The following is a 12,274-nucleotide window of genomic DNA, read 5'->3' on the forward strand; positions in this document are numbered from 1 at the left end:
CTTCCCCTTACTGGCAGCGCAGGACGCCGTTGACATTGGCGCATTGGGAGCCGGTCGGAATGGTCTCCTTGCCTTTGCCAGCCTTCTTCGCCTTACGCACGAGGTCGTCGTTATGGCGTTGCAACTGCTGGACAAGGTCGTTGTCGCCAATGGTTTGGGCCGCAACGATCGCCGCGTGATAGGACTTGCTGGCGGCACGCACATCGCCCTTGGTTTCCGCCTTGACCGCCGCCTGAAGATGGCCGTGGGCAACAGCTATCGACCAGTTCTTGTCGTTTTGCGTCGCCTCATCCCAGTTCTGGGCTTTGCGGGCACTTTCGGCCGCCAGCTTGAACGCAGTCGCCGCGCGGCTGAAATTGCCCTTCTGCATGTTCAGGAAGCCGCTCCTGTTCATCATGCGGCTCGCATTGCCGGCGTCTTTGGTGTCGAGGGAAGCCTGACCGACATTGTCTGTCGGCGTAAGCTGTCCGGCCAGCGCACCGACGATGCCGAGAATGCCCGCAGCCGCACCAATCGCGGCAGCCGTGTTGTTCGACGAATTGCTTCGGGAGACGGACGTTTCGGGAATGCAGGCCCAGGCATTCGAGGCCAACTGCTTGCCCGGTCCGCAAATGCTGTCGGCCGCTGCCGGAGCCGACCAAGCGGCAACAAGAGAAATCGCAAGCGCCATGCCGGCGCCTCTCACCGCTTGCCTTTTCAAAATATCCCCCCGCAATAGAACAGGCCAGACATATTGCTGGACCGCAGTATAAGACTGACTGAGCCGACGACAAGATAGCTGCCGGCGAGTGCGCCGGTAGGGCGCTTGGCTCAATCGCTCGTCCGTTGCAGGCCTTGCCAAAATGTCGCGGGTCAGCCACAAGCGACGCTCCACGCCGCAAGAATGAAATTCCGCGGTCTTGACTACGGCTTCCGGCTTCATGCCGACGTGCCGCCCGAAAGTTGGATACCAATGTCTGCGATCGAAGCCAGTGCGAGAGCACCGGAAAATCTCTGGCGTGACGAGATCAAGGCGACACTCGCGCTGTCGTGGCCGATGGTGCTTACCAACCTCGCCCAGACGGCGATGACCGTTACCGACGTCATGATCCTCGGGCGCGTCAGTGCCGGCACGCTGGCCGCCGGCGCGCTCGGCAGCAACCTCTATTTTGCGCCGATGGTGTTCGGCCTTGGCCTTATGCTGGCGACCGTGCCGATGATGGCTCATTCGGTCGGCCGCAACCGCCATTCCGTGCGCGAGTTGCGTCGCACCGTGCGCCAGGGCTTGTGGGCCGCCGTGCTGATCAGCCTGCCGATCTGGCTTCTATTGTGGAACGGCGAGACCATCCTGCTTGCCATGGGCCAGGAGCCGGCGCTGGCAGCAGAGGCCGGAGCCTACCTGCGGGCCCTGCAATGGGGCCTGCTGCCGTTCTACTTCTACATCGTGCTGCGCTCCTTCATCACCACGCTTGAACGGCCGGGATGGGCAACGGTCGTTGCGTTCGTGGCGGTCGGCGTCAACCTGCTCGGCAACTGGGCGCTGGTGTTCGGCCATCTCGGCTCACCGGCGCTGGGCATCGTCGGCTCGGGCATCGCCACCAGCATTGCCAGCCTGATGATGTTCGTCGGCATGTTCCTGGTCGTGTCGCTGGATCGCCGTTTCAAGCGCTACCGCCTGTTCGGCCGCTTCTGGCGAGCCGACTGGCCCCGCTTCCGGCAGTTGATGCGTCTCGGCATCCCCATTGCCGCGATGATGGCGTTCGAGACGACGCTATTCAACGCGGCGGCCTTTTTGATGGGCATCATCGGGGCGGCGTCGCTCGCGGCCTATGCGATCGTCATCCAGCTCTGCTCGATCAGCTTCATGGTGCCGCTTGGCGTCAACCAGGCCGCCACCGTTCGCGTGGGCATAGCTTACGGCGCAGGCGATGCAGCCGGCGTCAGCCGTGCCGGCTGGGCCGCCTATGGTGTTGGCGTCGGCTTCATGGGGCTGTCGGCGCTGGTCATGATTACTGTACCGCACCTGCTCATCGGCCTCTTCATCGATGTCCACAACATCGCCAATGCCGAAGTGGTCGCTATCGCTGCGACATTCCTGATCTTCGCGGCGCTGTTCCAGATCGTAGACGGCGCACAGGCCGTCGGTGCCGGCATGTTGCGCGGCCTGCACGATACGGGCGTGCCGATGGTCATCGCCGCAATCGGATACTGGGGCGTCGGCATGCCGCTCGGCGCGCTTTTGGCATTCCACTACGAGATGGCCGGCGTGGGTATCTGGATCGGCCTTTCAGCCGGGCTTGCCGTGGTCGCAGTGCTTCTTCTCTGGCGGTGGATGAAGCGCGACCTGCTCGCGCCGGTGCCGAGATTCAGCCCAACCTGAGATCGGCCAGATACGGGTTCTGCTCAGCTGTTTGCCGGAACGCCGAAGGGTCGAGGTCGGCGATCAGGAGTTCCTCGCTCCTATCCCCGGCGGCGGCGAGAAGCGTGCCGTCGGGCGCGGCCACGCCGGAAAGGCCGGCATAGGCGAAGCGATCGTCGGCGCCGCAATGATTGACGTAGGCGACAAACACCTGGTTCTCGAAGGCACGTACCGGGATCATCTTGCGGGCGATGAAATCGGCATGATCGCTTGCCGGCAAGGCTGTCGGAACCAACACGGCCTGCGCACCTGCCTGGGCAAGCCTGCGCACATTTTCTGGAAACTCGACATCATAGCAGATCAGCATGCCGAACCTGATGCCGGCATGTTCGATGATATGCGCTGAAGGCGTCTCGGCGGCAAAAAGACCCCGCTCATAGGGACCGTAGAGATGCGATTTGCGGTAGACGACCGGCGGCTTGTCGCCGTCCACGAAAAGCGCGCTGTTGTAGACAGTCTCGCCATCCCTCTCGGCAAAGCCGGCAAGTATGGCAACGCCGGTTGCGCGCGAGACTGCGGCAAGGTGCCTCCAACTCGCGCCGTCCGGAGCCTCTGCCAATGCCGCCATGGCCGGGCCAGCGCCGTAGCCCGGCAGGGCAAGCTCGGGCGCGACGAAAAAGTTAGCGCCTTGCGCAGCGGCCTTGCGGACAGCCGCCTCGATACTGCTGAGATTGGCGGTGACGTCGCCAGCCTTCGCCTGCATCTGGTAAATCGCCAGCCGCATCAGTTGCCATCCGATCCCATGGCGCCAAGCAAGCGCCTGATGTCGCCAAAGCGGGCGATGGAGCCGAAAACCAGGGCTGCTACCGCAACGAAGAATACCGAAACCGAGGCCATAGTCGGCGTGTAGCCGTAACGCAAGGCGTTGAAAATCTTGATCGGCAGCGTCTCGGTGGTGAAGCCGATGGTCATGTAGGCAACGATGTACTCATTGAGCGAAAGCACGAAAGCGAAGGCGTAGCCCGAAACCAGATAAGGCAGGATGAGCGGCAGGACCACGGTCTTCAACACCGTGCGATCATCCGCGCCCATTGTTGCGGCTGCCTCGACAAGCGAACGGTCGATGGAGGCAAACCCGAGCGACAGGGTCACCAGCGGCAGCGTCACGAAGAAAATGGCATGGCTGATGATTGCCGTGAAGAACTGGCCGAAGAGGCCGACGGTTGCCCAGAAGGTGAGAAAGCCGAGTGCAGTGATGACTGGCGGCAAGATGAACGGAGCGAGGCCGAGAACCTGGAATATGTTGGCCCAGGGCGCAATCCGCCGCCACAGGAACCAAGCCAGAGGCAGCGCGATTGCAACCGCGATTGCCGCAGAACAGACGGCAAGCGTGACCGAATGGATCAGCGCCAGACGCCATTCCGGATCGGTAAAAATCTGACCGTACCACGACAGCGAAAAGCCGCGCGGCGGGAAGGTCAGTTCCTGCTTTTCATTGATCGAGACGCCGGCGACCACGATGAGCGGGGCGGCCAGAAACAGCGCTACAAGCGTGAAATAGAGGCGGCGCAAGGCGATCACAGCGCATTCTCCTTGCGACCGACGAGAAGCGTCATACCAACCAGCGCCAGCGAGATCAGCACCAGGAACACCGCCATCGCTGCAGCAAACGGCATGTTCGACTGGTAGATGGCTTGGTCGGTGATCAGCACCGAAAGCGTCCAGTGCTGCGGGCGACCAAGTATCTGCGGCAACAGGTAGGAGCCGAGCGCAAAGACGAAGACCATGATCAGCGTTGCCACTATGGTGTTGCGCAAGGCCGGCGTTACGACATTGAAGAAGGCGCGCAGCGGCGATGCGCCAAGTGTGCGCGCAGCTTCCAGCAAGGTCGGGTCAAGACGGACAAGCGCCGGATAGAGCACTAGGATGGTGTAGGGCAGCGCCTGGTAGACCATGCCCGTCAAAACCGCCCAGAAACTGGGCAGCAGCGCGACCGGTTCCTCCATCAGACCCAACGTGACGAACAGATTGGTGATGCCGGCCGTGCGTGAAAACAGCGTCGACCATGCAAAACCGATGATGACTTCGGACAGCGAGAGAACCGACAGCAGGCCTACCAGCCACAACGTCTGCACGCGCCTCGAACATCTGGTCAGAAGGTAGGTGAATGGAAACGCGATGGCCACGCAACAGATCGCGACCATGACTGCCAGCATCAGGGAAAAGCCCAGCACCGATCCGAAGAAGACAGACAGGAAGCGGGCGTAGTTGTCGATGACGAAATCGGGGGTGTAGAAGCCGGCGGGATCGCGTTTGAAGAAGCTGACAACGATCATCGTGGAAAACGGCACGACGAAGAACACCACCAGCATCAGGCCGGGAAAGAAAAGCGGCGTGTAGTCGGTTATCGTCTTGGGGGCTTCGCGCCTCATTGCTTCAGCACCACGCAACTTTCAGGCGGCAGGACGACCCCGACGCTCTGGCCGACGCTGACGTTGGGCCGCTCGCGCGGCGTCGCAACGGCGATAATGGTTGTGCCGCCCGCATCGACAAAGGTCTCGATGGTGCCGCCGAGGTCCCGCACAAAACTGACGGTACCGACAAGCGCGCCCTCTCGGGGCGCCGTAATACTGACGTCCTCGGGACGAATGGAAAGCGAAGCCTTGTTCATGCCGGCGGGTAGCGCAAGACCAGGAACGGCAGTGCCAAGCACGGTAGCGCGACCGGCGCTATCGGCTTCGATCGGCAATAGATTGGTGATGCCAATGAAGTCGGCAACGAAAGCATCAGCCGGCTTGCGATAGATCTCGATCGGCGGCGCGGCCTGCAGGATCTTGCCCTTGCCCATGACCACGACAAGATCGGCCATGGTCATCGCCTCGCGCTGGTCGTGGGTGACGACGATTGTCGTGATGCCAAGCCGCTGCTGCAACTGGCGCAGTTCCACCTGCATGTCCTCGCGCAACTTGGCGTCGAGCGCCGAAAGCGGCTCATCAAGCAGGAACAGCTTGGGCGAAAGGGCGAGCGCGCGCGCAATGGCCACGCGTTGGCGCTGGCCGCCGGACAGCTTTGCGACCGGCCTGTCGGCAAAGCCAGGCAGATGGATCAGCGCCAGCAATTCCTCGACCCGTTTGCGCTGCTCTTCCTTGGCCCGGCCGCGAATGCGAAGGGCGTAGGCGATGTTTTCGCCGACGGACAAGTGTGGGAAGAGCGCCAAAGACTGGAACACCATGCCGAGATTGCGCTTGTGCGTCGGCAAAGAGGTGATGTTCTCGCCATCGAGAATGATGGCGCCACCAGTTGGCTCCTCAAGCCCGGCGATCATCCTCAGCAACGTCGTCTTACCGCAACCCGACGGGCCAAGCAGGCAGACGAAGGTGCCGTGGGGAACCGATAGGCTGACATTATCTACAGCGGCAAAATCACCAAAATTCTTGGTAATGTCGTTGATGGCAAGACCGGACATGGGACCCTGTTCAATACGTTACCGTGAAGGATGTGAAATGCACCAGTCTCCCCGAAAACGGGGAGACTGTACCGACAGGCCTGATCAACTATTCCTGTCGCGCGCAGCTAAACTAGCCGCTCAGCCGACGATCAGCTCGGTCCACTTCTGGTTGATCCAGTCCGACTTCGATGTGTAGAGATCGTAGCGCGGGATGATCGGTTCGATCTCCGACGACACGGCCGCGAATTCCTCCGGCTTGAGGTCAAGAACTTCTCTCTTGAGAGTTGGAGCCGTGCCGACCTTGCGCGACATCAGACCCTGGATCGCAGGCTGGCTCATATAGTCGATGAAAGCATGTGCCTCTTCCACCTTGGTCGACGCGCGCGACAGAACCCAGTTGCCGGAGTCCTGAATACCTCCCTCTTTCGGGAAGGTCGAGCGGACATGGAAGCCGTCAGCGGCAGCAAGGCCGGTCACGTCATGGTAATACTGGCCCATCGGAATTTCGCCCGATTTCAGCGCCTGCTCGAACTGAGCCTCGTCGCGATACCACAGACGCACATTCGGCTTCACTTCCGCGAGCTTTGCGAAGGCTTTTTCCAATCCCTCATCGGTGTCCAGCGCATTGGTGCCGCCCATGAAAGTCTTTGCCGTTACTTCGAGCAGGAAAGAGTTGGAGGCCAGCGCGAGCAGGCCGAGCTTGTCCTTGTTCGCCGGATCCCAAAGCGCATCCCATGAGGTTGGCGCGTCCTTGTAAGTATCGGTGTTGGTGACCAGAGTGATGTACCATGCCACTGCGCCAATGCCGGCAACGCGGCCATCCGGGTATTTGTTGACGAAGCGGTCGAGCAAGTCGCCATAGTGCTTGAATTTCGACGTATCGAGCGGCTGCCACAATTCCGTCGACTGGCCCTTCAATGTAGACGTCTGCGACATCATCGAAAGATCGGCTGGCGCCTGCCCCGCCTTGGCTGCCTGTTCAAGTTGCACCAACCATGCTTCGCCGGTCGGCTCAGCCACGGATTCAACGGCAATCCCTGTCGCCTTCGTGAACTCAGGGAAGATGTGTTCATCGAACGACTTCTTGAAGTAACCGCCGTAAACGCCGACTTTCAGAGACTTGTCCTGTGCGCGCAGCACAGCCGGCATTGCGAGCATGCCCGCTGCCGCAATGCCCGCGCCAAGCACGGTGCGGCGGCTGAATTTGTTGTTTGCGAAGTCAGTCATCGTTGTCTCCCTTGTTCCGGCTTGGCCGGGTTCCCTTGTTATACGAATTCTATGCCTTTTCGTTCACGCTGTCTTTTTCAGCGGTGGCCCTTCACAGCCGGACTGAACACCATCAGGCTCAGTATCTCGAACAGCACCTGAGCACCCGCATGCGCCGTGTTCGTGGTCGCATCGTATTGCGGCGCCACTTCGACGACATCGCCGCCGACAAGGTTTACTCCCTTCAAGCCACGCAGGATTTCCAGAACCTCGCGCGTGGTGAGCCCACCCACTTCCGGAGTGCCTGTTCCCGGAGCAAACGCCGGGTCGAGACTATCAACGTCGAAGGAAAGATAGGTCGGACCGTCTCCGACAATCTTCCTCGCCCGCTCGATAATCGCCGGGATGCCAAGGCCGGTGACTTCCTCCGCATGGATGACTGTCATGCCGGATTCGTAGGTGAATTCCCAAAGATATTCCGATGAACCACGTATGCCGATCTGAATGGTGCGGGTCGGATCCAACACGCCGTCCAGCACTGCATTGCGGAACGGGCCGCCATGATGGAACTTGGTGAGATCGTAGGCGCCTCCGGTATCGCAATGGGCATCGATGTGGATCATGCCTACGGGGCGGTTCTTGCCCACAGCCTTCAGGATCGGGTGGCTGATCGAATGGTCGCCGCCAACCGATAGTGGGATCACGCCGGCGTCGACAATCTGGTTGAGACGGTTCTCGATGTCTTCATGGCTGAGTTCGAGGCGGTAACGGCTGCGGAACGGCACATCGCCGATATCGGCAACCTTGAGTTCGTAGGTCGGTGCGCAGTCGAGCACGTGGTTGTAGGGGCCGATGCGTTCGATGGAACGCAGCGCGCGCGGGCCGAAGCGCGAGCCCGTGCGGTTGGTCACGCCCAAATCCATCGGCACGCCGATCATCGCCACCTGCAGGTCGCCGAAATCGGGAGTTTCAACAGAAATTTCGCGATGCGGCGCGGCGAGGAACGTGGGCATTCCGGCGTAAGGCGCAACGCGCGTGCCGCTCTTTGAAAATATCTTGTCGGCGACGCGGCGGAACTTCGGATCGAACAATTCGCCGCCGTGAGCCTCGCCATACTTGGCGCGCAGCGCATCCAGCTTGGTCTGGTTGAAGCCCATCTTCGCATCTCCTCCCTGAGATACGGCATGCACGAACCCGCGCAGAAGGCATTGGCAGCCCTCGATGCCGTGTTGTCCGATGATCGGCGCGGATTGTCCGGGAGGACGAATGGAAAATCAATTGATATTGTTATAGGTGATATTGTGAGAAAAACTAACAAGCGAATAAATGGCCAAACGGTTGCCGCCACTTAATCCGCTGCGTGCTTTCGAGGCGACGGCGCGTCATGCCTCGCTGACCAAGGCGGCGGGTGAACTGAACGTGACGCATGGGGCGATCAGCCACCAGATCAGGGCGCTCGAGCAATCGCTCGGCGTCAAGATGTTCGAGCGCAGCGGACAACGCCTCAAGCTTACTCCGCATGGAGCGGAGCTTTTGCCGGCGGTGTCGAACGCATTCGATGGTATCGCCGCGGCGACGCAACGCCTGACGCGCCCAGCCAGCACCGGAACGCTGTCGCTTTCCTGCGTGCCGGCCCTGCTTTCGCTATGGGTCATCCCGCGTCTCGGCAGCTTCACCGCACAATATCCAGACGTTCGCCTGAAGCTGACCGGCTCCAATGACGAACAGGACATCCGTTCGCCCGATATCGACCTTTGCCTGCATTATGGCGATGGCGGGTGGAGCGATTGCTGGCTGCGCAAATGGTCGGGACTTGAGCTGTTTCCGGTTGTCAGTCCAACATTGATCAACACGCGCTCGCTACGCACCATTCGCGACCTTGCCAACCACGTCATACTGCATGGCGATGATGGCCGCGAGTGGCACACCTGGTTCGCCGCCGCCGACGCACTCGACCTGGAACGCGGACGGCGGCAATATTTCAGCGACGCCCATCTTTCCATCGGCGCCGCCTTACACGGACATGGCGTGGCGCTCGGCGACACGGTGACGGCAAGCGACCTTCTGGCGCGAGGGCAACTGGTTGCGCCTTTCGGGCTATCAGTCCCGGCAGTCGACGATTTTTATGTCATCTGCCGCAACGAAATGCGCTCCGCTCCGATCGTGCAGGTCTTCATCGACTGGCTGTTTGCCGAAAAGGGAGAGGCCGACGACCGCCCAACCGGTTCGATTGCCTCCCGCATCGGCATGCGCCGCAAACGGCAAGCCCCGAAAGGCGGCCACGAAATGCCCTAAGTCGTTGCGGTTGCAGGGCGTTCTTTTTATCGTGCCAAGGCGAAAGCGGGCAGCGCTTTGAAAAAATCGATGCTATGAGGCATGGTGCGGACATGGTTCCGAGCAGCGAAGGCAACCTTGACTCATGGCCAAGACTGACATTGCGCGGCGCGTCTACAACCACACCTGGAAGCTCGATCCGATCGTGCGCAGCTTGCTCGACACGGATTTCTACAAGCTTTTGATGCTGCAGATGATCTGGGGCATGTACCCCAAGGTCGACGCCACCTTCTCGCTCATCAACCGGACGACTTCGGTTCGACTGGCCGACGAACTCGATGAAGGCGAATTGCGCGAACAACTCGACCATGCGCGCACCTTGCGTTTCAGCAAGAAGGAAATGATCTGGCTGGGCGGTAACACCTTCTACGGCCGAAAGCAGATTTTCGAGCCGGAGTTCCTTGCCTGGCTGGAAGATTTCCAGCTTCCTGAATACCACTTGTCAAAACGGGACGGCCAATACGAACTGACCTTTCCCGGTCCTTGGATGTACACCACGCTTTGGGAGATCCCGGCGCTGGCCATCATCAACGAACTGCGTTCACGCTCTGCCATGAAGGAGTTCGGGCCGTTTGCGCTCGACGTTCTCTATGCGCGCGCCAAGTCCAAGATGTGGGCGAAGACCGAGCAGCTCAAGAAGCTGCCGGGCATCAATATTTCGGATTTCGGTACCAGGCGGCGTCATTCCTTCCTGTGGCAACGCTGGTGCGTCGAAGCGCTGAAAGAAGGCATCCGTGATTCCTTTACCGGCACATCGAACGTGCTGCTCGCCATGGACAACGACCTCGAGGCTGTCGGTACCAACGCGCACGAATTGCCCATGGTTCTGGCCGCGCTCTCCAACAGCGAGGCGGAACTCAAGGAAGCACCCTACAAGGTGCTGCAGGATTGGCAGCGCTACTATGGCGGCAACCTGCTTATCGTATTGCCGGATGCGTTCGGGACAGCCGCCTTCCTGCGCGACGCGCCGGACTGGGTGGCCGACTGGACCGGCTTCCGGCCCGATAGCGCGCCCCCAATCGAAGGCGGCGAAAAGATCATCTCGTGGTGGCGCGAGAAGGGGAAGGATCCCCGCAACAAGATCCTGATCTTTTCCGACGGATTGGAGGTCGAGACCATCGTCGAGGCTTATCGGCATTTCAACGGCAAGGTGCGCATGGCCTTCGGCTGGGGAACAAACCTCACCAACGATTTCGAGGATTGCGCGCCTGTGCCGACAGATCGGCTGAACGCGATCTCGCTGGTGTGCAAGGTGACGGAAGCCAACGGGCGGCCCGCGGTGAAACTGTCCGACAATCCGGAGAAAGCCACCGGCGACAAGACCGAGATAGCGCGTTACCTGCGCATTTTCGGCGAGAAGGATCGAGTCAAGCAACTGGTGAAGGTTTGAGGCAGCGGTGCGCAATCCGGCTGCGGTGATTTGTGGCTTGCGGGCTTGGCCGTCAACGTTGCTCGCAACCCTTCTGCTTCTGTCCGTTGCGTCGGCACCCACTTCTGCTTTCGCCCATGCATCCGATCGCGGCCATGTGTTGCTCTTGCCAACCGGCTACTATGTCGTAGGCGGGGCATTCGCGGTCGGGGCATCGTTTCTGGTCTTGGCTCTATTGCCGCCGGACATGCTGGAACGACTTTGGCGCAAGCGCCTGACGTTGTTTCACTGGCCGGAAAAGCTGCGTCCCCTCGTCAGCCTACTTTCTTTCTTCGCACTTGCGGTTCTCGTCGCTGCTGGTCTGTTCGGCAGCCGCGATCCGCTGTCCAACCCATTGCCGCTCACCATCTGGACGTTGTTGTGGATTGGATTGACGCTGCTGCACGGCTTGTTCGGCAACCTGTGGTCATGGCTGAACCCTTGGTACGGCCCGCATATGCTGGTCATGCGACTAACTGGCGGCCCGCTAGCAAGAATTCGGATTTCATCAAAACTCGGCTGTTGGCCGGCAGTCATCTTGCTTTTCGCCTTCGCCTGGTTCGAGCTTGTCGATCCGGCACCGGATGATCCCGCACGACTGGCTTTTGCAGTCGGCTTCTACTGGCTCGCAACTTTCGTCGCCATGCTGGTGTTCGGCTACGATGAATGGAGCCGCCGCGGGGAATTCTTGTCGGTTTTCTTCGCTATTGTCGCACGCTTCGCCCCGCTGGAGCGAAGTGCTGACAATCACTTGAGACTCTGCCTGCCCGGTGCACGACTTCTGGATGCGGAAACATTGCACCCAAGCGGCACCGCTTTCATCTTGCTGGCGCTGTCGTCGGTATCCTTCGACGGTCTGTCGAAGACGTTTTTCTGGCTCGACCTCAACGGCATAAATCCGTTGGAATTTCCCGGCCGCACCGCCCTGATTGGCATCAGCACCGTAGGCCTTTTGCTCAGCTTCTTCGTACTCGCCGCGATATTCCTGATCGCCGTTGGCGCGGGGCAAAAGATGTCGCGAGATGCGTCACCTATCATGTCAACTGCCGGACTATTGGTCTGGTCGATCGTTCCGATTGCCCTTGCCTATCACATTGCCCACTACCTGACTTCGCTTCTTGTAGACGGCCAATATGCCATCGCCGCTCTGTCAGACCCGTTCGGGCGAGGTTGGAACCTGTTCGGCACCGCGGCCATGCAGATCGAGGCCGGAATCGTTGCGGGCGCGCAATCGGCGTGGGTCCTATGGAATGTACAGGCCGGCGCGATTATCGCGGGCCACCTATTGGCGGTTCTGGTTGCGCACGGACTTGCGTTTCGACTGCACCCCGAACCGGCAAAGGCTGCGATCAGCCAGTTTCCTCTTACCTTGCTCATGATCGGCTACACGATTTTCGGACTTTCGCTGCTGGCGACGCCTACCGCCGGATAGGTTGGGTGAACACGCAAAAAGCTTCGCGCAATGGTTTCTTGCCATGGTCCGGCTTTGATGGTTTAGCTTCTGGCCATATGTTTTTGACCGGTTGCAACAAATGCAGTT

Annotated in this window: 11 protein-coding genes; 4 read left to right on the forward strand and 7 right to left on the reverse strand. The window is 60.2% G+C overall.

What is annotated here, in order from left to right:
- Positions 1–7: 7 nt before the first annotated feature.
- Positions 8–670 (reverse strand): hypothetical protein, encoded by a 663-nt coding sequence (locus ACODTY_RS17915; protein ID WP_488995562.1) that lies wholly within the window; start codon positions 668–670, stop codon positions 8–10.
- 282 nt (positions 671–952) lie between these two features.
- On the opposite strand from ACODTY_RS17915, the gene ACODTY_RS17920 reads away from it, so the two are divergent.
- Entirely contained in the window at positions 953–2,359 is a 1,407-nt protein-coding gene (locus tag ACODTY_RS17920; RefSeq protein ID WP_488995563.1) for an MATE family efflux transporter, read from the forward strand.
- Here the strand turns inward: ACODTY_RS17920 and ACODTY_RS17925 are convergent.
- From ACODTY_RS17925 to speB, 6 genes are all read right to left on the reverse strand, one after another.
- Positions 2,346–3,122, reverse strand: coding sequence for a carbon-nitrogen hydrolase family protein (locus tag ACODTY_RS17925; RefSeq protein ID WP_488995564.1), 777 nt, complete (start codon positions 3,120–3,122; stop codon positions 2,346–2,348). The two genes, ACODTY_RS17920 and ACODTY_RS17925, sit on opposite strands and share 14 nt — an antisense overlap.
- Positions 3,122–3,919 (reverse strand): ABC transporter permease, encoded by a 798-nt coding sequence (locus tag ACODTY_RS17930; protein ID WP_488995565.1) that lies wholly within the window; start codon positions 3,917–3,919, stop codon positions 3,122–3,124. The genes ACODTY_RS17925 and ACODTY_RS17930 overlap by 1 nt, the downstream gene beginning before the upstream one ends.
- Entirely contained in the window at positions 3,916–4,770 is an 855-nt protein-coding gene (locus tag ACODTY_RS17935; protein WP_488995566.1) for an ABC transporter permease, read from the reverse strand. The genes ACODTY_RS17930 and ACODTY_RS17935 overlap by 4 nt, the downstream gene beginning before the upstream one ends.
- Positions 4,767–5,804, reverse strand: coding sequence for an ABC transporter ATP-binding protein (locus tag ACODTY_RS17940; RefSeq protein WP_488995567.1), 1,038 nt, complete (start codon positions 5,802–5,804; stop codon positions 4,767–4,769). The genes ACODTY_RS17935 and ACODTY_RS17940 overlap by 4 nt, the downstream gene beginning before the upstream one ends.
- Positions 5,805–5,924: 120 nt before the next feature.
- A complete protein-coding gene (locus tag ACODTY_RS17945; RefSeq protein WP_488995568.1) occupies positions 5,925–7,013 on the reverse strand; it encodes an ABC transporter substrate-binding protein in 1,089 nt (362 codons plus the stop codon).
- A 77-nt stretch (positions 7,014–7,090) separates the two neighbouring features.
- Complete coding sequence (gene speB, locus ACODTY_RS17950) at positions 7,091–8,149, reverse strand: agmatinase (protein WP_488995569.1); 1,059 nt, start codon at positions 8,147–8,149, stop codon at positions 7,091–7,093.
- 169 nt (positions 8,150–8,318) lie between these two features.
- On the opposite strand from speB, the gene gcvA reads away from it, so the two are divergent.
- The 3 genes from gcvA to ACODTY_RS17965 all read left to right on the forward strand — a co-directional run bounded on the left by gcvA (position 8,319) and on the right by ACODTY_RS17965 (position 12,166).
- Entirely contained in the window at positions 8,319–9,287 is a 969-nt protein-coding gene (gene gcvA, locus ACODTY_RS17955) for a transcriptional regulator GcvA (RefSeq protein WP_488995570.1), read from the forward strand.
- Positions 9,288–9,411: 124 nt separating this feature from the next.
- Positions 9,412–10,716 carry a nicotinate phosphoribosyltransferase gene (pncB, locus tag ACODTY_RS17960; RefSeq protein WP_488995571.1) on the forward strand — a complete coding sequence of 435 codons (1,305 nt, stop codon included), beginning with the start codon at positions 9,412–9,414 and terminating at the stop codon, positions 10,714–10,716.
- Positions 10,717–10,774: 58 nt separating this feature from the next.
- Positions 10,775–12,166 (forward strand): hypothetical protein, encoded by a 1,392-nt coding sequence (locus ACODTY_RS17965; protein WP_488995572.1) that lies wholly within the window; start codon positions 10,775–10,777, stop codon positions 12,164–12,166.
- The last annotated feature ends 108 nt before the right edge of the window (positions 12,167–12,274 follow it).

The organism is Mesorhizobium sp. FG116 (assembly GCF_057809835.1).